This window comes from Pseudomonas sp. CYM-20-01, assembly GCF_023169845.1.
Taxonomy (GTDB): domain Bacteria; phylum Pseudomonadota; class Gammaproteobacteria; order Pseudomonadales; family Pseudomonadaceae; genus Aquipseudomonas; species Aquipseudomonas azotoformans.
In genome coordinates, this window is the sequence record NZ_AP025169.1 from 3,779,326 (window position 1) to 3,800,474 (window position 21,149).

The window sequence follows — 21,149 nt, forward strand, 5'->3', positions numbered from 1 at the left end:
AGCCCCCTCCCACATTTTTTACCCCATTGCGTCAATGGGTGCCGGGGTTGGCGCGCAGATGCGCCACCTTCTGCTCCAACCCCTTCCACTGCGGCGCATTCGGCGCAAATTGCCCGCGCAGGTACGCCGCCAGATCCGCCACCTGGCTGTTCGACAAACTGTCCTTGAACCCCGGCATATACCCCAGGTCCTTGGTCGCCGGGTTGCTGATGCCTTGCAGAATCACCTTGATCAGGTTATCCGGCTGGTCGCTGTGCACATTGGTATTGGTCGCCAGCGACGGGCTCACCCCAAACAGCTTCGGTCCCAGCCCATCGGCATGGCAGGCCTTGCATGAACCTTCAAATACGCGTCGGCCATTGGGATTCGGCACGCTGACCGCGGCCGCCACCTGGGCCTCGGCTGCGGCTTCGCCATTGAGCGATGCCAGGTACACCGCCATGGCGCGAATATCCGCCTTGGGCAGTTTCGACAACTCACTCACCACCGGCCCCATCGGGCCTGCGGCCACGCCATGGGCATCGGAATAGCCGGTACTCAAGTAGGTGAACAACTGATCTTCGGTCCATGGCGTCGGCGCCTTGGACAGGCCGGTCAGTGCCGGCGCTTCCCAGCCATCGACCATGCCCCCGGCCAGGAACGCCTTGCCGCCCTTCTCCGCCCCCATCCAATTGCGCGGTGAATGACAGGCCGCGCAATGCCCCAGGCCATTGACCAGGTAATTGCCGCGATTCCATTGCTCGCCGCGCTCAGGCTGCGGGGTGATTTCTCCGCGCCGCAGGTTCAACGCGTTCCACCCCGCCATCAACGGCCTGATATTGAACGGAAAGCGCATGGCATTCGGCGTCGGCGCCTGGCTCACCGGCGCCTGGGACATCAGGTAGGCATACAGCGCTTGCATGTCTGCATCGTTGATATTGCGAAACGCCGTGTAGGGAAACGCCGGGTACAGGTTGCGCCCGTCGCGGCCAATCCCATCGCGCATCGCGCGCTCGAACGCCGGGTACGACCAGGCACCGATGCCGGTCTTCACGTCCGGGGTGATGTTGCTGCTGTACAGCGTGCCGAAGGGGGTTTCCATCGCCAGCCCACCGGCATTGGTCGCACCGCCCGGCGCCGTATGGCACACCGCGCAATCACCGACTGCCGCGAGCAAGCGCCCGCGTTCCAGGGTGGCCTTGGACCAGGTGCCGGCGCTGGGCGGCGCAATCGGGGCGATTTCATTGTGGAAGGGCCAGGCCGTCGCCAACACCGCGCCCAAGGTGGCGAACAACGCGCCGAACCACCATTTGCGCCGTTTCTCCGGCGACTTGGCCGGCTCGCCCAAGGTGCCGGCATTCAGCGCCGCCAATACCCGCTCCGGGGTGATCGGCAGCTCACGAAACCGAATGCCGGTGGCGTCGTAGATCGCATTGGCAATCGCCGCCGCGCTGGGCACCGAGGCCGACTCACCGGCGCCCATCGGCGGCTGGTCCTGGCGCGGCATCATCATCACGTCGATCTGCGGTACCTCAGGGAAGGTCAGGATCGGATAGCCGCCCCACTCCTTGCTCGCCACCGTCGACTCCTCAAAGGTCACGCGCTCCTTCAGCACACGGCTGGTGGACTGGATCACATTGCCGTGGATCTGGTGCTGCACCCCAGCCGGGTTGATCATCATCCCCGAGTCATGGCCGATCACCACGCGGGTCACCGACACATCACCGGTCTGCTTGTCGATGGCTACGTCCGCGACCCATGCCGCCCAGGCCGCGCCGAAACCAGGAAACTTGCTGTGGATGTAGCGCGCGTAGGCAAAGCCCCGGCCACGCAGCAGGTGATCGTCGTTGGCGGTTTGCATCGGCGCGGTGCGCGGCGTCCAATTGGCGCGCTCGGCGGTGGATTTGACCAGGTCGATGGCACGCTCGTCCTTGAGGTAGCGCAGGCGGTACTCCACCGGGTCGACACCGGCGGCGAAGGCCAATTCATCGATATAGGATTCGTGGGCGAAGGTGTTGGGCAACGCCGACACACCGCGCATCCACGAGGCGCGCACAAGGGGCGCCATGTCGTTGATGCTCACTCGCATGTTGTCGATGTCGTAGGGCGGGATCGAGGTGCGGTCACCCATCTCGAACATCGCCGCCACCGGTTCCACGCGGCCGGTCAGCAACAACGCCAGGGTTGGCGCGCCGTTGGAGGGGTAACTGGTTTCAAAGTCGTAGGCGGCAATGCTGCCATCGGCGTTGAGGCCGCCATCCACATCCATCAACTGCGCAGTGCCCTTGGGCTCCCACAGGTGTTCCTGTTCACGGGTCAATTGCACGCGCACCGGTTTGCCCACTGCACGGGACAGCAACAGGGCATCGGCACACACATCATCCGCACAATTGCGTCCATAACAGCCGGCGGCTTCCATGCGAATCACATCGATCAGCGCCTCATCACACTCCAGCAGCCACGCCAGGTCGGCGCGCAGCAGGTGCGGGTTCTGGCTGCCCGACCACACCCGGCTGCCGGCCGGCGAGTAATCCGCCACGCCACAGGAAGGGCCGATCGAGCCGTGCATCTGGTACGGCCACAGGTAACTGCGCGGCATGCGTTGGCTGGCACCCGCCAGGGCTTCATCGACATGGCCCTGGTCAAGCACGGTGCGGCGCACGCGAGGGTTGTCGCGGATGGCCTGCTCGACATCACTCATGTCCGGCAAGGCGTGGTTCCAGGGCTTCCAGTGCACCTGCAAGGTGCTGGCGGCCTTGATCGCCTGCTCTTCACGCAACGCGACCACGCCGACAAAATCGCGGATGACCACCACCGCAACAATGCCGGGAATATCGGCGATGGAGGACTCATCCACGTTCAACAGGCTGTTGCCGACAAAATCGCCGCAATCGAGCCCCGCATACGGTGGGCGGATCACCCGTCCATGGAGCATGCCGGGTACGCGCATGTCGTGCACGTAGGTCAGTTCGCCAGTGGCCTTGCCGGGGATATCCACCCGTGCGGCGCCCTTGCCCACCAGGCGATAGTCCGCAGTGGCCTTTAACGGCGCGTCGCCGCTGATGCGCAGCTGGTCGTGCTGGCCGCTGACCAGTTCACTATAGGTGGTGGTGCGCCCATCTGGCGCTTGAATAACGCCAGCCTCCACTTTCAGGCTGGCGGTACTCACACCCCAGCGTCCCGCTGCCCGCGCCAACAGAAAACGCCGGGCTTCGGCAGCCGCGTTGCGCAGGGGGACCGCTGATATCTGCAAGGTAGCGCTGGCAATGGTCGCGCCCTGGTTAGGCACGCGCTCGGTATCCCCAAGCACCATCTGCACCTGGTCCATCGCCAGGTCCAGTTCCTCGGCCACGATCTGCGCCAGCGACGTACGGATGCCGGTGCCCAGGTCCACATGGCCGTTGAACGCATACACCAGGCCGTCATCGTTGACCGCAATAAACAGTCCAAGCTCCTTGGGCTTGACCGTAGGCGTGCCACCCTTGGCCACCGGCCCCGAAGGCGGCAGCACCTCATCGACGATCAACAGGACGCCGGCCTTGGCCAGCCATTGGTCACGGGAAAGCGGAATGTTCGGCATGGTCATCAATCCACGGTCAGCAGGCGGGCCGCACGCAGCACGGCGCGCAGGATTTCGATATGGGTGCCGCAGCGGCAGAGGTTGCCCGACAGCTCGTTGCGCACCTGGGCTTCGCTGGGGTTGGGGTTACGGTCAAGCAAGGCCTTGGCGGTCATGATCATGCCGTTGAGACAGTAGCCACATTGCGCGGCCTGCTCATCGATAAAGGCTTGTTGCACCGGGTGCGGCGCCTGGCGCGTGCCCAGGCCTTCGAGGGTGACAATCTCGCGTCCCACGGCCCCCGACAACGGAAACACACAGGCGCGCGCCGCCACCCCATCGATGATCACGGTGCAGGCACCGCACTCCCCCAGGCCACAGCCATATTTGGGACCATTGAGTTCCAGGTCATTTCGCAGCACCAGCAACAGCGGTGTGTCCGCCATAGCGCTGACTTCGCGTGTTTGCCCGTTGACCTCAAGCGCTACTGTGATGTGCTGGCTGATCATGTGCTTCGCCCGTAACAGTTGGTGAAGTAATCACTACATGAAACAGTCAAAAAAAAGCATCGCGGACCTGGGGCCTCGCGACACACTTGACTGGTGAAGTGGTTACTACACGAACTTAGAGCAAGATCGGTGCCAGCAGTGACTATTCCTGGGGATCGTCGATCATCTTGCGCAACAGGAACAGTACCGCCACCCGTTCGGCCGGGTTGAGATTGCTCATGGTCAATTCACTGATCTGCGCGGCACGGGGCGCGGTCTGGGCAACCAGTTCGGCACCTGCCGGGGACAGGTCCACCACCACCTTGCGTTTGTCCTGCGGGTCCGGTTCCAGGCTGATCAGTGCCTTGGCCTTGAGTCGCTCGACGATCCCGCGAATGGTCGCCTGGTCTACTGCGGTCGCCTTGACCAACTCGGTCAGCGAGCTTGCACCGTGATCGCGCAGTGCACACAGCGTCACGAACTGCACGGCGGTGAGCTGGGAGTCGCCGACATTCTGCTGGAAGATCGCCAGGTGGCGCTGGTAGGCCTTGCGCAGCAGGTGGCCAACTTGTTCAGAAAAGACGTAGGAATCAGGCACGGCGGGGCTCGGTGGATGGCTGGCGATGGGGAAGCATGATGGCTTCGTTGTTGGATGCACTCAAGTTTCTCATGCTCGAATGTAGTCTACATGTGGGAGGGGGCTTGCCCCCGATGGCGGTGTATCAGCAAGCTAATTTCCAGCTGCCCCTCCGCCATCGGGGGCAAGCCCCCTCCCACATGGGTTAATCAGCGGGCCAGGGAGCCTGCTGGGGCAACCACATCCCCCGCAATCACAACCGCCTCATCATCCAGGTACACGTCGCAATTACGCAGCGGAATATCCATATGGCACGGCGTCTTGCGTGTCCCGCCCACCTCGGTGTTCGGTCCGGTGGAGAACAGGAAATTGCCGTAGAACGCCCGCGCATCCATGCACATGCCGTCGTTCTTGTCGTGCAGGCCCATGGCCGTCCACTGTGCCCGTGGTTGCAGGCCCCAGCCGATATGGGAGATACCGTACACCTCGGGGTCGTCGAAGTACTTCATGTAGTCACGCAGGTATTCGGCCTCGAATCCCCCGTGGATGTTCGTGATGAAACCCTTCTCGATTTCCAGGGTGATCTTCTCGCGGGTATAGGTCTTGAAGGGCAGCAGGATGTCGCCGATGTCCAGAACCAGCACGCCCTCGGCGGTTTCTTCGTTGGGCCAGGAGAACAGGAAGCCGCTGGGCCAGTGGTCCCAGCGCCCCGGCTCATCGGCAAAGCCGTACTCGGTCACGGAGGGGTATTGCCCCAGGGCAGCACGGAAATCACTGCCGGCGTGGGACTTGACGTGGATCGAACGCGCCTTCTTCAACAACTGCTCGGCTGCCAGCACCCGCACCTTGTCTTCCTCGGTGGGCAGCATGCGCGCCAGCACTTCCGGCGGCTCCACGGCCAGCAGGATGCGCGTGCCGGTCTTGAGGATCTGCTCCTGCTCCGGCGAGTGCAGCAGCATCATGGTGTCGACGATAAGGTCCGCCGCTTCAAGGGCGCGCTGCGCGGCGATATTGCCAGTGAGCGCGGTGTCGCCGCAGTAGGCGGTCATGTCGTTGCCCATCGCCTTGGGATGGTTGAACGAAGGCAACTCCACCGCATACACCTTGGCCCCCAGGCGCTGGGCGGCATCCATGGCGGCACGCACGGTGCGCGGGTCGGAGTAATGGCTCTTGAGCACGGCGACGCTCTGGGTCGGGTCGACCTTGGACAGCTTCAACACGTGCTCGAACATCTGGGTCAATTCGCAATCGCTTACCGGCATTTTCCTGTCTCCTGTGGGCCTGCACCAAGTTCAGGCACTGAGCTTCACTCTAGTGCATTTTTATAGCGTATACGCCATTTAATAACGATAAGAATCGAATTGCGAACAGACTGCAAGCGGCGCACCATAACGTTACCTATCGACACACACCCAGCATTTGCTAGCTACATAGCGTTACACAGGATAAATATGGCCAAAAAATAAATTTGCCAAGACAGGCTTCCCATTTCAAAAAATGAGCGTATACACTTTAAAAGCCTTGCGGACAGTCGCCGCCGAACATCACAAAGAATCACCAAGAGAGAGGAACACGCCCCATGGGAAGCACTCAAAAAATCGCCATCGTCGGTGCCGGCCTCGGCGGTGCCGCCGCTGCCACCCTGTTGCAGCAAGCCGGCTTCGACGTCGATGTGTATGAGCAGGCGCCGGAGTTTTCCCGGTTGGGCGCGGGGATCCACATGGGCCCCAACATCATGAAAATCTTCCGCCGCATGGGCATCGAAAAGCAGCTGGACCAGATGGGTTCGCACCCCGAGCACTGGTTCAGCCGCTGCGGTGAAACCGGCGACTACCTCTCGCGCATTCCGCTCACCGGCTACGGCGCGTCCTACATCACCGTGCACCGTGGCGACCTGCATGCGCTGCAGATGTCCACCCTCAAGCCCGGCACCCTGCACTTCAACAAACGCCTGGAAAGCCTCGAAGAAACCGACACCCAGGTGCGCCTGACCTTCGCCGACGGCCAAGTGACCTACGCCGACATCGTGATCGGTGCCGACGGCATCAATTCCAAGATCCGCGAAGAACTGCTGGGCGTGGAAAAACCGCTGTACAGCGGCTGGGTCGCGCACCGCGCACTGATCCGTGGCGACCAGCTCGCCAAGTACAACCACAAGTTCGAAGACTGCATCAAGTGGTGGACCGAGGACCGCCACATGATGGTCTACTACACCACTGGCAAGCGCGACGAGTACTACTACGTGACCGGCGTCCCCCACCCCGAATGGGACTTCCAGGGCGCATTCGTCGACAGCAGCCGCGAAGAGATGTTCGACGCCTTCAAGGGCTATCACCCCACCGTGCAAGCCTTGATCGAATCCACCGACAGCGTGACCAAATGGCCGCTGCGCAACCGCAACCCGCTACCGCTGTGGAGCCGGGGTCGCCTGGTACTGCTCGGCGACGCCTGCCACCCAATGAAGCCGCACATGGCCCAGGGCGCCGGCATGGCCATCGAAGACGCCGCCATGCTCACCCGCTGCCTGCAGGAAACCGGCATCAGCGACTACCGCACCGCCTTCGAGCTGTACGAAGCCAACCGCAAGGAACGCGCCTCGCGGGTGCAAGCAGTGTCCAACGCCAACACCTGGCTGCGCACCCAGGAAGATCCGGCCTGGGTCTACGGCTATGACCTGTACGCCCAGGCACTGAAATCGGGGGTGGCCGCGTGAGCACCTTCCTCTACGGCGGCAACGTGCAGGCCAACGGCATTCGCCAGCATTACTTGCGCTACGGCGGCAAAGGCCCGGCGCTGATCCTGATCCCGGGCATCACCAGTCCTGCGATCACCTGGGGTTTCGTCGCGGAGCGCCTGGGCGAACACTTCGACACCTACGTGCTGGACGTGCGCGGTCGCGGGCTGTCCTCCACCGGCCCCGAACTGGACTACAGCGCGGATACCTGCGCCGACGACATCGGTGCCTTTGCCGATGCGCTGAACCTGGACAGCTACCACCTGATGGGCCATTCCATGGGCGCCCGTTTTGCCGTACGCAGCGCGGTCAAACATCCGCAGGGCGTGAAGCGCGTGGTGCTGATCGACCCGCCGGTGTCTGGCCCGGGTCGGCGTGAGTACCCGAGCAAACTGCCGTGGTACGTCGATTCGATCCGCCAATCTCTGGTCGGCATGGACGCCGATGCAATGCGTGCCTTCTGCGCCACCTGGACCGACGAACAACTGCAACTGCGCGCCGAATGGCTGCACACCTGTTATGAGCCCGCCATCGTGCGCGCCTTCAATGACTTCCACAGCGTGGACTTCCACCAGGATCTGCCTCACCTCAAGGCCCCGGCCCTGTTGATGGTGGCGGGTCGCGGCGGGGTGATCCTCGATGAGGACGTTGCCGAAATCCAGGACCTGCAGCCGCACATCCAGGTCGCCTGCGTACCCAACGCCGGGCACATGATTCCGTGGGATGACTTCGACGGTTTCTTCCACGCCCTCGGCGACTTCCTCACACAATAAAAACGGAGACCACCATGCAGAAGCCTTACCGCATCGGCCAGATCGTGCCGAGCTCCAACACCACCATGGAAACCGAGATCCCGGCGATGCTCACCGCGCGCCAGGCGATCCGTCCCGAGCGTTTTACCTTTCACTCCAGCCGCATGCGCATGAAGCAGGTGCGCAAGGAAGAACTGGCGGCCATGGACGGTGAGTCCGACCGTTGCGCCGTCGAACTGTCCGACGCCAAGGTAGACGTGCTGGGTTATGCGTGCCTGGTGGCGATCATGGCCATGGGGCTCGGATATCACCGCAACTCCGAACAACGCCTGCGCAAGGCCACCGCCGACAACGATGCCAACGCCCCGGTCATCACCAGCGCCGGCGCCTTGATCGAAGGCCTGAAAGTCATGGGCGCCAAGCGCATCGCCATCGTCGCGCCGTACATGAAGCCGCTGACCGAACTGGTGGTGAACTACATCCGCGAAGAAGGTTTTGACGTGGTGGACTGGCGCGCCCTGGAGATCCCCGACAACCTCGAAGTGGCGCGCCACGACCCGGCCAACCTGCCGGCCATCGTCGCCGGCATGAACCTGGAAGGCGTCGACGTGATCGTGCTGTCCGCCTGCGTGCAGATGCAGTCGCTGCCGGTGGTGGCCAAGGTCGAGGCACAAACCGGCAAGCCAGTGCTCACCGCCGCTATCGCTACCACCTACGCCATGCTCAAGGCCCTGGACCTGGAGCCCATCGTGCCTGGCGCGGGCGCCCTGCTCTCCGGTGCCTACTAATTGGAGTGCAAAGCACTTCTGTGGTGGTGGCGAGCGGGCTTCTGTGGTGAGCGGGCTTGCCCCGCGTTGGGCTGCGCAGCGGCCCCAAAAAAAGCGGGAGCGCTACGCACTCCAACGCGGGGCAAGCCCGCTCACCACAACAAGCCCGCTCGCCACAGCAAACATGAATGAGGAGTTGAGAAGATGAGCGAACAATCCGCCGACGCCAACTACCAGGGCGTATGGGGCAACCGCATCGGCTTTGGCAAAAAGGCCGCGCTGTTGATGATCGACTTCATGCAGGGCTACACCTCCGAAGGCGCGCCGCTGTTCGCGCCGGGTGTGGTCACGGCCGTGGCTGAAAGCGTGGAGCTGCTGGCCAGCGCGCGCCAGCACGGGATTGCGGTGGTGCACACCAATATCCGCTACCATCCCGGCCATTTCGTCGATGGCGGAATCTGGGTCAAGAAGGCCCCGGTGATGAAAGACATGGTCGAAGGCAACCCACTGGCCGCGTTCTGCGCCGAGGTGCTGCCCCAGGCCGATGAAGTGGTGATCACCAAGCAGTACGCCAGTGCGTTTTTTGGCAGCAGCCTGGCGCCGATGCTGCATGCACAAGGCATCGACACCGTGGTACTGGCTGGCTGTTCCACCAGCGGCTGCATCCGCGCCACGGCGGTGGATGCCGTGCAACACGGATTTCGCACCATCGTCGTGCGCGAATGCGTCGGCGACCGACACCCGGCCCCCCATGAAGCCAACCTGTTCGATATCGACAGCAAGTATGGCGACGTGGTGAGCAAGCAGGAGGCGATGCGCAAATTCAGGGAGCAATAAGGTTTTAGCCATAAAAGCGCCATAAGAGCGCGGTCCGCGACCCTACACCAACTGCCGGCTGTATAAAAAAACCATAAGTCACCGCCAGGAGACACCCGATGCCCATTGCGAATGCAGCGCCGGCGACCACGGTCGCCGATCCCGTCAACACGCTTTACCACAAGATCACCTGGAAGCTGATACCGTTCCTGTGCTTCTGTTATCTGGCCGCCTACCTGGACCGGATCAATATCGGTTTCGCCAAGCTGCAAATGCTCGACCAGTTGCAGTTCAGCGAAACCGCGTTCGGCCTCGGTGCCGGCCTGTTCTTTGTCGGCTACATCCTCTTTGAAGTACCGAGCAACCTGGTGCTGGAACGGGTCGGCGCGAAGATCTGGATCGCGCGCATCATGATCACCTGGGGCCTGCTCTCGGCCTGCACCATGCTGGTCACCTCCACCACCCAGTTCTACATCCTGCGCTTTCTGCTCGGCGCGGCCGAAGCGGGCTTTCTGCCGGGCGTGCTGTACTACCTGACCACCTGGTTCCCCACCCACCGGCGCGGGCGCATCATTGCGTTGTTCATGATCGGCCTGCCGCTGTCCAGCGTGATCGGCGGCCCGCTGTCCGGCTGGATCATGGGCCACTTCGACCATATGGGCGGCCTGCGCGGCTGGCAGTGGCTGTTCCTGATCGAAGCGGTGCCCAGCGTGTTACTTGGCGTGCTGACTTTCTGGGCGCTGCCCAACACCTACCAGCAAGCCAAATGGCTGTCGGACGAGGAAAAGACCCTGCTGGAAACCGAGCTGCGCAAGGACGACGCCGATGGCGCCGCCAGCAAGCACAGCTTCCGCGACGGGTTCTTCAACCTCAAGGTGTGGATGCTCGGAGGTATCGACTTCTCGATCCTGCTCAGCGCCTACGCCATGGGTTTCTGGATGCCGACCTTCATCCGCAACGCCGGGGTCACCGACACCTTTCATATCGGCGTGCTCACAGCCTTGCCGAGCGTCGCCGCCCTGCTCGGCATGCTGTTGATCGGCGCCAGCTCCGACAAACACCGCGAGCGCCGCTGGCACATCATCGTGCCGTTTTTCATCGGCGCGGCGGCGATGGCCACCAGCACCTTCTTCACCCACAACGTGGCGGCCACCGTGGCGCTGTTCGCGATTGCCTCGGCGGCGATCATCGGCGCGGTGCCGGTATTTTTCAGCCTGCCGGCGACCTTCCTCAAAGGCACCGCGGCGGCCACCGGCTTTGCCCTGGCCTGTTCGGTGGCGAATATTGCCGGCCTGGTGAGCAACTCGCTGATGGGCGTTGCGATCGACGTCACAGGCAGCAGCGCCGGTGCCTTGTGGTTTTTCGCCGGTTGCCTGATTCTCAGCAGCTTCCTGGTCATTGCCTTGCCGGCGAAACTGGTCAACCGCTGATAACCACAATTTTTTCGGATGAATCACCATGCAAGACTTCTTGAAACGCTGTGCGTTGCTTGTCGCGGTCGGCCTGTGTGCCGGCACCGCCCAGGCGGCGGAAAAAGTCATCTTCGACACCGACTTCAATGTGCTCAACGATGACGGCCAGGCCTTCATCATGCTCGCCCAGCTGCATGCGCAGAAACGCATCGAGCTGCTGGGCATGACCCTGGTCAGCGGCAACGCCTGGGTCGACCAGGAACAGGTCGACGCCCTCAAGGCCGTGGAACGCATGGGCGTGGAGAAAGAGGTGGGCGTCTACTCCGGCGCCGCCTACCCGTTGCTGCATGACTACGCCACCTACGAGGCGGAAAAGACGCTGTTCGGTACCGGCTGGCCGGGGGCGTTCAAGCACCCTCGCCCGACGTCTCCTTCGCAGTTGGTCGCACCACCGGATGGCCTGGCCACCCACACCCAACTGCGCAAGGAAACCGCCGCGCAGTTCATCGTCGACAGCGTGCGCGCCAACCCGCACCAGGTGACGATCCTCGCCGTCGGCCCGCTGACCAACGTCGCCCTGGCGATTCGCTCGGCACCGGACATCGTGCCGCTGATCAAGCGCATCGTGTACATGGGCGGTGCCCTGGAGATTCCGGGCAACACCACGCCGGCAGCGGAGTTCAACTGGTGGTTCGACCCGGAGGCGGCAAAGATCGTGTTGCGCTCGCCCATCGAGCACGTGATTTTCCCCAACGATGTGTGCGAGAAAGTCACCTTCGACAAGGCGGTGTACCAGCGCGTGATCGCTCGCAAAGGCGCGATTGCCGACCTGTACAAGCATGAGTTCGGCCCGCTGTTCGACAAGGACCCGAGCTACCACAGCTTCACCTGGGACAGCCTGCCGGCGCTGTACCTGGTCAACCCCGCAATCGTCACCGAATCCCGCGACCTGTGGGTGGATGTGGACGCCACCTTCGGCGCCGACTACGGCCGCGCACTGGGCTACGCCAAAGGTGCCCCGGTGGGCACGCAAAAGGCCAAGGTGGTGTTCGGCGTGGACCAGAAGCAATTCTGGGATGGCTACGTCAACCTCGTGACCCTGCCGACCCCGGTCAAGCACTGACCGGCCAGCGCAAAGACGAACACTGCTCCTGTGGCGAGAGGGGTTTGCCCCGCGTTGGGTTGCGAAGCGACCCTGGAAGAAGCAATGCGGTGAGTCAGGCACTCTTCAGACGCGAGTTTCAGGGCTGCTTCGCAGCCCAACGCGGGACAAGCCCGCTCACCACAGGGTACTTATCGCCTGTTCTACCTAAAGACCTTGAAAGAGCTGGCCGTAAGGGCGGAACCAAATAGTAGCCGTGAACTAAATAACGGATACACACCCCCCAATCACATCACGCAAAACCATGGCAACCACAACCGCGTCAGACGCCGAAGCCACATTGGTAAAGCCCATCAACACCCCCTGCCCCCGCCCAGCCTCAAGCGTCCAGGAAGACAACGCCTGAACCGCCAACCCCGCCCCACCGGCAGCCTCAGCCACGACAAGGTCCGGCACATCCACCACCAACCGCGCCAGCAAATTGATCCCCCCCGCCTGCTCATCCACCCGCAGATACCCCGCGCAATGCACGCGCAGCGCCTCCACCAGATACCCCCTGCGCTGCGTATACAACTGGCGCATCTTCTTCAAATGCCGGGTGAAATGCCCCTGCTCCAGAAAATCCGCCGCCGTCAATTGCAACAACTGCGCCCCACGCTGCTGCAACGCCTCGGCCGCACGCCCAAAGGTCGACACCAGTGACACGGGCACCACCAGATACCCCAACCGCAACCCCGGAAACAGCATCTTGCTGAAGCTTGCGGCATAGATCACCCGGTCATCCGCATCCTGACTCTTGAGCGCCGCCAACGGCTGGCCGCGATAGCGGAATTCACTGTCATAGTCATCCTCCACCACCCAACTGCCCTGCTCCCGCGCCCATTCCAGCAAGGCCTGCCGCCGCGCCGGGCTCAGCGCCACACCCAAGGGGCTCTGGTGCGCCGGGGTGACAATCGCCAGTCGCGCCCCACGCCCCCGTGCAATGCCCTGCGCCACATCCAGCCCATCGCGATCCACCGGCACCGGCACCAGTTCCACACCGCGATGCCTCAACAACTGCCGCGCATGCAAGTACCCGGGGTCTTCAAACCAGCAGCGCTGCCCCGCCATCGATAGCGCTTCGCAGATCAGGGTGAGGCCGCCCGCATACCCGGCACACACAAACACCTGCTGCGGCGTGCATTCCACACCGCGATACAACGCCAGGTAGTTGGCAATCGCCACGCGCAGTGCCTGGGTGCCGCGCACATCGCCCATCGCCAGGCTGTCCGCATCGGTGCGGCGCACTTGCTGGGTGACCAGGCGTGCCCACAATTTGCGGGGGAACGCATCCAGGGCGGGCAGGCCCATTTGCAACGGCCGAGGGCCTGAAGTCGCCGGCAGCGCAACCGGCATGGGTTTCACCGACACCTGCGGCAACGCCTCGGCAATCACCGTCCCCGCTTGCCCACGCGCTTCGAAGAACCCTTCGCTGACCAACAGTTGATACGCAGCCTCCACGGTGCCCCGCGCCACCTTGAGTTCCTGGGCCAGCGCCCGCACCGAGGGCACGCGTTCGCCGGGGCGCAACTGGCCCTGGTCGATGGCCTGGCGAAAACGCCGGTAGATTTCCTGGTATTTGGGCAGTGACGACATCGCAAGTGGCTCGGCGGGAAGACAGGCCGAAGTCTGATCATGTCCCAACCCACTTGTCCAATCATGCCCCTGTCAGGCCACCCGGCCAGCCACGAAAATGGCGCATCTCTTCACCGCAATAAGGATCGCCCATGAAACACCGTCTCGACTACGCCCTGGCCGCCCCCGCCGGTTATAAAGCCCTGGGCTCGGTGCACAGCTATATCCACGGCTGCGGCCTGGAAAAAGAACTGATCGACCTGGTTTACCTGCGGGTCTCGCAACTCAACGGCTGCGCCTATTGCCTGGACAGCCACTCCCGCGACCTGCTCAAGCTGGGCGTGAGCCTGGAAAAAATCATGTTGCTGGCCGCCTGGCGCGAGGGGCTGCCGCTGTACACCCCGCGTGAACAGGCCGCGCTGGCCTGGGCCGAGGTGGTCACGCCGGTCGCGCAAACCCAGGTGCCGGATGCGGACTACGCACAGGTCGCGGCAGTGTTCAGCGACAAGGAAGTCGCCGACCTTACCCTGGCCATCAGCTTGATGAACGCCCTTAACCGTGTCGCCATCAGCTTTCGCAAAGTACCGGCGGCGATCAAGGCCCACTTGGAGAACCACAGCCATGAATGAACACGTCGAATTCGCCCACGTGGAAACCGCGACTGATCTCATCGCCAGCTTTGCGGTGATGCAGCAGCTGCGCCCGCACCTCAGCGACGCCACGGCATTCGCCGAGCAAGTCCAGCGCCAACGGCAAAACGGCTACCGCCTGCTTGCCGCACGGGAGAACGGCCAGGTGATCGGCCTGGCCGGCTACCGGCTGACCGAGAACACCCTGTATGGCCGCTTTATCTATGTCGATGACCTGGTAGTAGACGCCACGTTGCAGCGGCGCCGCCTCGGTGAACAACTGCTCGACCGCGTGCGTGAAGAAACCCGCGCCCGTGGCTATCGCTGGCTGGTACTGGACACCGGCATGCACATGGCCCTGGCCCAGCGCTTCTATTTCCGCCAGGGCCTGCTGCCCAAAGGCATGCACTTTTCCCAGGACCTCAGCCAATGACCCGTGCCCTGCTCCTTGGTTTCAGCCCCCACGGCAAAGCCGCGCAGACCTTCAAACTGGCCCGTGCCCTGCTGCGCGACCTAGTGCCGGACGCCGCGGTGACCGAACGTGACTACGGCGGCCAGGCGCTGCCGCCGTTGACCCGTGAATATGCCAACGCACTCACCACACCCGGCGGCCTGAGCGGCAGTGCCACGGCACTCTCGGAACAATTGATCGTTGAACTGGAAGCCTGCGACCTGCTGATCCTGTGCACCCCGGTGCACAATTTCACCGTGCCGGCGGCACTCAAGGCCTGGATCGACCATGTGGTACGCATCCAGCGCAGCTTCACGGTGAATGAGCAATTCGCCAAGGTCGGCTTGCTGGAAGACCGGCGCACCTTTGTGCTGGTCAGTTCCGGTAACGCCCGCAAGGGGCATGAGCCGGACTTCCTCACGCCGTACCTGACCGCCATCCTGGCGACCGTGGGCATTGAGTCAGTGGATTTCGTGTACCTGCCGGCCATGGTGCGCGGTGAAGAAGCGGTCAATCGCGCGTTGGGACAGGCGCATCGGCAACTGTCGCTCGCAATCAGCTCTGGCCTATAAAAATTATGGCGCTAGAATCAGCGCCATCCCTGCGCCTGACGCCCTGATACGAGCCCCCCATGAGCTTTGATTTCGACACGATTCACTCCCGCCTCGGCACCGGCAGCACCAAGTGGAACCGCTACCCGCAAGACGTTCTGCCGATGTGGATCGCCGACATGGACATCGCCGCGCCGCCCGCCGTGCTCAAGGCCCTGCACGCACGCCTCGATCAGCAGGTGCTGGGCTACAGCGTCGCCGGTCCGGATGTGCGCGAGGCAATCATCGCCGACCTGTGGGCCAAGTACGCCTGGCGCGTGCAGCCGGATGAGCTGCTGTTTTTGCCGGGCGTGGAGCCGGGTTTCAATATGGCGCTGCATGCGTTTGTCCAACCGGGGCAACCGGTGGTGCTGCAAACCCCCAACTACCGGCCGATCCGCCTGGCACCAGGGCATTGGAACCTGCCGCGCATCGAAGTGCCGTTCGAGCTGGTCAACGGCGAATACCTCACGCCACTGCCAGCGATGCGCCAGGCGCTCACCGGCGCCGGCGCGCTGTTGTTGAGCAACCCGCACAACCCCATGGGCAAAGTCTTCCCCCGTGAAGAACTGCTGGCCGTGGCCAATGCCTGCCTGGAACACGGCGCGTTGATCATCTCCGACGAAATCCACGCCGAGCTGTGCTTCGACGGTCGCCGCCACATCCCCACCGCCAGCCTCAGCCCCGAGATCGCCCAGCGCACCATCACCCTGATGTCGGCGAGCAAGGCCTATAACGTCGCCGGCCTGAAGACCTGCTTTGCCGTGGTGCAGAACGCCGAGATTCGTGAGCGCTTCAACCACGCCCGTTGTGGCATGGTCGACAGCGTCAGCCCCCTGGGCCTGGAAGCCACCCGCGCCGCCTACAGCGAATGCGCCGACTGGCTCGACGCCTTGGTGCAGTACCTGCAAGCCAACCGCGACTACCTGCTCAACGCCGTGCAGACCCGCCTGCCCGGTGTGGTCATGCACGCACCGCAAGGCACCTACCTGGCCTGGCTGGATTGCAGTGCCCTGGGCCTGGACGACCCGCAGCAGTTCTTCCTGGAACAGGCCAAGGTCGGCTTGAGCGCCGGCATCGAGTTCGGTGATGACAGCCAGCAATTCGTGCGCCTGAACTTCGGCTGCCCACGGGCGATGCTGGAGGAAGGCTTGCAGCGTATGGAGCGCAGCCTGCAAAAACGCTGAGATTGACTGGCACTGTATCCGGTGCCAGTCACCCCATGCTGTTGCTACTGCGCGGGGACTCAGGCTTGGGGCATGGGACCTTCGACTTTGACACTGCTGACCTGCACAACACGTGTGCCTGAACCAGGCTGGCGTGGCGCGTTGATTGCCATCATCACACCGTCATTGGTGATAAATGCGGGCCGTGCCTTGTCACTCGTTGAATCGCTGGAGAAAGCATTCTGGACTACCAGTTGACGTTCGCTTCCAGGCTCATCCCCCTTAAGGTTTACAGTCAAGTCCCCCGAGGCTGAAACCCTCCATCCCGACACCTGTGCCGCGCTGTAGTCCAACTTGATCACACTGTCGTTCGGGTCCTTGATGGTGACCTCCTTATCGCTTTTGTTGACGATGTAGGTATTGGGGCCGCCCTCTCCGACAATGTTAGCGCCGCCATTGATCACGACAACATTGGAGCCCTTGCCGGTCAAAACCACATCATGCTTGCCGTTCAAGGTAAACAGATTGCTCTGGTCATCACCCACGATATAACTTTCGCCATTTTCAACTGTGGCGGCATTTGAAAACTCATGAAAATAGGCAATGGGAGAAGTACCTTCTGTTTTCGAGTCTGGCGTACTGACTGAAATCAACCCGGTCTTGAAGTCAATGACATGCCCTGAATAGCTGGCGGTTTTAGTGTCTTTGCCTTCGGTGTAAGTGGTGCTCAAGCTGCCGGAAAATACCAGTGTGTTACGGCCCTCACCGCCCCAGAGCTCAGTGGCTTTTTTACTGAACCCTTTATTGTTCTGAGTATCCCAGATCTGCTCTGCCTGCTGCAGGGTCTGACGTGCATCAGCGCTGAAGATAACCGAATCATCAGCCGCTCCCCCACTGATCAGTTTTTTCCCTCCCCCCAACAAGAAGTAGTTGGGTTTGCTGAATACTCCCGCCACCTCGTCATCGCCATCGCCCAGGTCCCAGAGCGTGGCCTTTCCTGTCCCCTGTGCACCCTCCACAGGCTTGACTGACATGCCGTTCCAGGAGTCGGCAGGCGCATTGATACGATCATTCCCACCCCTGATGTTAACGGATGGGACTTTCCCATCCACTTTGATCAGGTTCAGCAAATAGGTGATCGGAGCCCACCAGTGCTGGCCTGTCAGTTCAACCTTTCCCGGCACCTGCGTGACGACTACATCCCCAGCGCCAAATACAACACGTTCGAAATGGTCTTTGCCCGGGCCGTCCAGGAAGGCCTGATGATACGTCCTCTTCTGCGTGTCGTAATCCTTGGCATATTTCGCTTCCAGATAAGGCTTCATGACATCAAACCCAGGCTCAAACCCCAGGAATGTTTTCAGTCCGACTTCGAACTTTTTCGAACCGGACAGCGGCGTGTATTCATTGATGTCCTCCACAGTACGCACGGCCGAGTAAATCGCTTGTGCGGTCATCAATATTGCCGCCACGGCAAGTCCCACCGGCCCGGCAGTACTCGCGCCGGCCAGAAATGCGGCGCTCAAACCTATCGAAGTCACCGCATTGGTGACGGCGAATGCACCGTTGACATAGTGATCCTGCGCTTCCTTACCGGTACTGCCAGCCGCTTTATTGAACGAATCGACGGCATTTTTGATATCAAAAGGAACACTGATAGCGGCGCTGGCCCCACCCGCAACCTTTCCAATCATCTTGCCTATCGTCGAGGACTTGAAGCCCATTATCGTCGGCGTCACGGTTTTGACTGCCGACTGCGCCATTTTGTTGAGGCCAGCCTCTACACCCATCCCGACGTAGTCAGACGCTACAGCGCCCGCTGCGATGGCCCCCGCCGTCGTATCGCCACGTTGAAAACTCTCTATGGAACTGCACAGCCCCTGGAATGTGCTGAACGCCTGGAAGCCGAGGCCGGCGGCTTTAGTCGCCCCCGGCTTTCCCGATGTTTCTGCCGGGGAGAAAAAATTTGCGGGCAGCGGTTTGCCGCTGCTCTGCACGTCACGTATCTCAGCAGCCTGTCGTGATGTGTCACGTAGTTGCTTCTGGAAGTGTTCAGGGACGGGACTGCCGTCGCTGCGGGTCACCAAGGGGGCCGTGACAGGGCTGCGCTTGACAGCAATTTCACTGGCGATGGATGTCACGCGCGCCCCAACTTCAGGCGATGTCGACTTCAAAAAAGCCACAAGACGGTCGAAGTCTATTTCCACGTCGCCACTGATACGCCCCTTGGCATCCATGGGCACTGTGTTTTCAACTGGCTTACCCTTGACGTGCACGCCCATTTTATAAAGTTCGACTCGGCTGACGCTCGCTTCCCCTATTTGCAAGGGCGCGCGGGTTTCATCAAGTGCTTGCAGGCGTTTTACTTCAGCCTCGTCAATCGTCCCTCCCGCTGTGGTCGGTAATGCTCCCGTGTTGACCGGCAGAGTCGGCGTGCTCGGTGGCTGCGGGGTGCTGGGTGGTGGAGCGTTAGCTGCTGGAGCGAAAAGCCTATTGAGCGCAGCATCGGTTTCACTACCGACCTTTCCATCGTATACACGTGCGGTGAAGGTCTCCTCCATGAAATCACCTGGGCTTCTGGCAGCGCGTGCGCTGACTTTACTGCCTCCGTCGCGAAAGGGCTCCTTGTTGTTAACCACCTCAAGGAACCCTTGGGAGTCAGCTTTGTAATAGCCCAACATCCCCAGCTTGCCCACAATCAGCGCAGCCTGCCTGGACGCTTGGACCTTTCTTCCGTCCGCCTGAGCTTGATGGCCGATTCGATCGGCGACTGTAGCGTCAGTTGCAGGGGGTGACGCAAAAAAATCATCACCCATGATCAACGTCGGCGGACTATTAAAGTGCAGCCGCGTTTCTGGTTGATCGCCAGGGTTGGCAATAATCACCCTGACTTTTCCCCCGATCGCCTGCGCCGCTGCAGGATCGCTCTGCGCGAGCTTCTTCAGAGCGTCGTCTACAGCATCTCTTACCCGTACTGCCCTATCGGGGTCACCATCACCATTACTCTTTATATCAACAGTCTTGCCCTGAATGACTTCACTTTGGAAATGTTTCGGCAAGCCGACTTTACCCTCGGCCAACGCCACACGATCTTGCTCCATACGCTCGAAGACATAGGGATACTCAACAGGCGCAATTGCCTCATTGATCGCACTTGTCAAACGTTTCCTGAGTGTCTCCATAGCCGGTACGAGCGCGGAAGCAGGGTGGCTGCTGATGAATAGATTGACGGCCTCCAGAACGGTCTTTGCCTGGTGATACTGCGGCATGCCTCTGCTGGCCTGCATGTTGTCCAGCCCTTGCACCACCCGCTCATAATCTTTGATGGCGGTGTGTTCGGGGGAATACGCCTTGAGGCGGGAATCCTCAACCGTCGGCAGCCGTGAAGTATTGAGCACTGTGACAGTGTCCAGCCCATTCAGAGGACGGTTGTACATGAACTTGATGTCGTTGGATGCGCCGGATATCTCGGGAATAAGATCTGGATTGAATACGCTGATAAGGTATTTCTGTTCACCCGGAAACGCCTTCAACGGTTGCACAAACTGTTTCAGGACGGGATCGGTATATATCTTCTTCAGTACACCTTCAAACAGTTCAGCCGAAACAGCCTCAGTAAAACCCGTATTGGGATCACTGAAGTAATACGTTCGCCCCCCTTGTGGATCAACGATGACGCCTGCGGTCAGGCGATGCCCTTCACTGCTGATCAAGAGCGTTTTTGTGGACGGCGAGTTCAACAACTGCGGGGCAATCTCGGTATAGCTGGCGGCCTTCACGGTTGCAGGGTCATGTGCAATATCACGATCTTTTACACGGGCCTGAACCTCGAAGACTTTCCGGAAAAACTCCTCTGATTCCGGCGCATACGGATTTGCGATGGCGTAATAGACATTACTCAGAAAAGTCTGGTGTTTACCCTGCGCCGCCGCTATGGAGAGTAAATGTGAAAACCCTGCGCATTCCCCGCCGGATGCCTGGTTCACCATAGACAGATAGTAGCTTTGCGGTGCGGGAGTCACCTTTACGCCATGGGTAGAGATTATCTTTGTGAACTGGCTCACCGATTGTTGAGAACGGTTGATCACACGCTGCTCAACCAGGCGCTGTAATGCACCTATTTGTTCCGGGCTTAACCTGTTATCCACCGCAAGCCTCATGAGCGCCACGTCGCGCATTGATGAGTGATAACCAGGCAATGCTACTGACGAGGGCGCGTTATAGCCGCGCAAGTAGTCGTCGCGGGTGAACTCATGCCGAGCCGTGGCCACTTTCTGTTGAAATAACTCTGGAACGTCGGTATCCGGAATACCGTTGGAGGGGGCGTCACGATCCTGCCGGGATGCGCTTGAGGTATCCCGGCGAGTGCGATTTTGCTCGGGTGTTCTTTGTTGTACCGCAGAGGGAGCGTCTGTGTTCTGCAGATTCGGAGATTGAAACATCGACAAGGCGGTGGAGGACGCTGAATGCACGGGTAGTCTCTCGAAAGTGATTTATGGCATGGCGTCCCTGT

The 21,149-nt window shown here is 61.3% G+C and carries 16 protein-coding genes; 10 read left to right on the top strand and 6 right to left on the bottom strand.

What is annotated here, in order from left to right; genetic code table 11:
• Window positions 1–31: 31 nt before the first annotated feature.
• The 4 genes from M2497_RS16825 to M2497_RS16840 form a co-directional block, all read right to left on the bottom strand.
• The gene (locus M2497_RS16825) at window positions 32–3,565 is read right to left on the bottom strand and encodes a molybdopterin cofactor-binding domain-containing protein (protein ID WP_248481754.1); all 3,534 of its coding nucleotides are present in this window, start codon (window positions 3,563–3,565) and stop codon (window positions 32–34) included.
• Window positions 3,565–4,047: a (2Fe-2S)-binding protein gene (locus M2497_RS16830; RefSeq protein ID WP_248481756.1), complete on the bottom strand. Its 483-nt coding sequence runs from the start codon at window positions 4,045–4,047 to the stop codon at window positions 3,565–3,567. Before M2497_RS16830 ends, M2497_RS16825 begins: the two co-directional genes overlap by 1 nt.
• Before the next feature lie 142 nt (window positions 4,048–4,189).
• Window positions 4,190–4,624 carry a MarR family winged helix-turn-helix transcriptional regulator gene (locus tag M2497_RS16835; RefSeq protein WP_179040838.1) on the bottom strand — a complete coding sequence of 145 codons (435 nt, stop codon included), beginning with the start codon at window positions 4,622–4,624 and terminating at the stop codon, window positions 4,190–4,192.
• A gap of 188 nt (window positions 4,625–4,812) precedes the next feature.
• Entirely contained in the window at window positions 4,813–5,865 is a 1,053-nt protein-coding gene (locus M2497_RS16840; protein WP_248481758.1) for a 2,5-dihydroxypyridine 5,6-dioxygenase, read from the bottom strand.
• A 317-nt stretch (window positions 5,866–6,182) separates the two neighbouring features.
• Between M2497_RS16840 and M2497_RS16845 the strand changes: the two genes are divergently transcribed.
• From M2497_RS16845 to M2497_RS16870, 6 genes are all read left to right on the top strand, one after another.
• Window positions 6,183–7,316: an FAD-dependent monooxygenase gene (locus M2497_RS16845; RefSeq protein WP_248481759.1), complete on the top strand. Its 1,134-nt coding sequence runs from the start codon at window positions 6,183–6,185 to the stop codon at window positions 7,314–7,316.
• Window positions 7,313–8,110 (top strand): alpha/beta hydrolase, encoded by a 798-nt coding sequence (locus M2497_RS16850; RefSeq protein ID WP_248481760.1) that lies wholly within the window; start codon window positions 7,313–7,315, stop codon window positions 8,108–8,110. The genes M2497_RS16845 and M2497_RS16850 overlap by 4 nt, the downstream gene beginning before the upstream one ends.
• Before the next feature lie 14 nt (window positions 8,111–8,124).
• On the top strand, window positions 8,125–8,877 hold the full coding sequence (locus M2497_RS16855) for an Asp/Glu racemase (RefSeq protein WP_016977977.1): 753 nt from the start codon (window positions 8,125–8,127) through the stop codon (window positions 8,875–8,877).
• A 183-nt stretch (window positions 8,878–9,060) separates the two neighbouring features.
• Window positions 9,061–9,693 carry an N-carbamoylsarcosine amidohydrolase gene (locus M2497_RS16860; protein ID WP_248481761.1) on the top strand — a complete coding sequence of 211 codons (633 nt, stop codon included), beginning with the start codon at window positions 9,061–9,063 and terminating at the stop codon, window positions 9,691–9,693.
• 98 nt (window positions 9,694–9,791) lie between these two features.
• A complete protein-coding gene (locus M2497_RS16865) occupies window positions 9,792–11,102 on the top strand; it encodes an MFS transporter (protein WP_179040940.1) in 1,311 nt (436 codons plus the stop codon).
• Between the two features lie 28 nt (window positions 11,103–11,130).
• The gene (locus M2497_RS16870; protein ID WP_248481762.1) at window positions 11,131–12,207 is read left to right on the top strand and encodes a nucleoside hydrolase; all 1,077 of its coding nucleotides are present in this window, start codon (window positions 11,131–11,133) and stop codon (window positions 12,205–12,207) included.
• 240 nt (window positions 12,208–12,447) lie between these two features.
• Here the strand turns inward: M2497_RS16870 and M2497_RS16875 are convergent, their stop codons facing one another.
• Window positions 12,448–13,821: a PLP-dependent aminotransferase family protein gene (locus M2497_RS16875; protein ID WP_248481763.1), complete on the bottom strand. Its 1,374-nt coding sequence runs from the start codon at window positions 13,819–13,821 to the stop codon at window positions 12,448–12,450.
• Between the two features lie 131 nt (window positions 13,822–13,952).
• On the opposite strand from M2497_RS16875, the gene M2497_RS16880 reads away from it, so the two are divergent.
• The 4 genes from M2497_RS16880 to M2497_RS16895 are packed head-to-tail and all read left to right on the top strand — an operon-like array spanning window position 13,953 to window position 16,657.
• Window positions 13,953–14,429 (top strand): carboxymuconolactone decarboxylase family protein, encoded by a 477-nt coding sequence (locus M2497_RS16880; RefSeq protein ID WP_248481764.1) that lies wholly within the window; start codon window positions 13,953–13,955, stop codon window positions 14,427–14,429.
• A complete protein-coding gene (locus M2497_RS16885) occupies window positions 14,422–14,862 on the top strand; it encodes a GNAT family N-acetyltransferase (protein WP_248481766.1) in 441 nt (146 codons plus the stop codon). The genes M2497_RS16880 and M2497_RS16885 overlap by 8 nt, the downstream gene beginning before the upstream one ends.
• Window positions 14,859–15,452, top strand: a complete 594-nt coding sequence (locus M2497_RS16890; RefSeq protein ID WP_248481768.1) for an NAD(P)H-dependent oxidoreductase — start codon at window positions 14,859–14,861, stop codon at window positions 15,450–15,452. The genes M2497_RS16885 and M2497_RS16890 overlap by 4 nt, the downstream gene beginning before the upstream one ends.
• A 59-nt stretch (window positions 15,453–15,511) precedes the next feature.
• Window positions 15,512–16,657, top strand: a complete 1,146-nt coding sequence (locus M2497_RS16895) for a PatB family C-S lyase (protein ID WP_248481770.1) — start codon at window positions 15,512–15,514, stop codon at window positions 16,655–16,657.
• A gap of 59 nt (window positions 16,658–16,716) precedes the next feature.
• Here the strand turns inward: M2497_RS16895 and M2497_RS16900 are convergent, their stop codons facing one another.
• Window positions 16,717–20,814 (bottom strand): hypothetical protein, encoded by a 4,098-nt coding sequence (locus tag M2497_RS16900; RefSeq protein ID WP_248481772.1) that lies wholly within the window; start codon window positions 20,812–20,814, stop codon window positions 16,717–16,719.
• Window positions 20,815–21,149 lie beyond the last annotated feature (335 nt).

Excerpts from the sequence above, each read along its gene's own strand:
- M2497_RS16825 (WP_248481754.1), bottom strand. The coding sequence starts at position 3,565 with ATGACCATGCCGAACATTCCGCTTTCCCGTGACCAATGGCTGGCCAAG.
- M2497_RS16830 (WP_248481756.1), bottom strand. The coding sequence starts at position 4,047 with ATGATCAGCCAGCACATCACAGTAGCGCTTGAGGTCAACGGGCAAACA.
- M2497_RS16840 (WP_248481758.1), bottom strand. The coding sequence starts at position 5,865 with ATGCCGGTAAGCGATTGCGAATTGACCCAGATGTTCGAGCACGTGTTG.
- M2497_RS16845 (WP_248481759.1), top strand. The coding sequence starts at position 6,183 with ATGGGAAGCACTCAAAAAATCGCCATCGTCGGTGCCGGCCTCGGCGGT.
- M2497_RS16855 (WP_016977977.1), top strand. The coding sequence starts at position 8,125 with ATGCAGAAGCCTTACCGCATCGGCCAGATCGTGCCGAGCTCCAACACC.
- M2497_RS16860 (WP_248481761.1), top strand. The coding sequence starts at position 9,061 with ATGAGCGAACAATCCGCCGACGCCAACTACCAGGGCGTATGGGGCAAC.
- M2497_RS16865 (WP_179040940.1), top strand. The coding sequence starts at position 9,792 with ATGCCCATTGCGAATGCAGCGCCGGCGACCACGGTCGCCGATCCCGTC.
- M2497_RS16870 (WP_248481762.1), top strand. The coding sequence starts at position 11,131 with ATGCAAGACTTCTTGAAACGCTGTGCGTTGCTTGTCGCGGTCGGCCTG.
- M2497_RS16875 (WP_248481763.1), bottom strand. The coding sequence starts at position 13,821 with ATGTCGTCACTGCCCAAATACCAGGAAATCTACCGGCGTTTTCGCCAG.
- M2497_RS16880 (WP_248481764.1), top strand. The coding sequence starts at position 13,953 with ATGAAACACCGTCTCGACTACGCCCTGGCCGCCCCCGCCGGTTATAAA.
- M2497_RS16885 (WP_248481766.1), top strand. The coding sequence starts at position 14,422 with ATGAATGAACACGTCGAATTCGCCCACGTGGAAACCGCGACTGATCTC.
- M2497_RS16890 (WP_248481768.1), top strand. The coding sequence starts at position 14,859 with ATGACCCGTGCCCTGCTCCTTGGTTTCAGCCCCCACGGCAAAGCCGCG.
- M2497_RS16895 (WP_248481770.1), top strand. The coding sequence starts at position 15,512 with ATGAGCTTTGATTTCGACACGATTCACTCCCGCCTCGGCACCGGCAGC.
- M2497_RS16900 (WP_248481772.1), bottom strand. The coding sequence starts at position 20,814 with ATGCGCGACGTGGCGCTCATGAGGCTTGCGGTGGATAACAGGTTAAGC.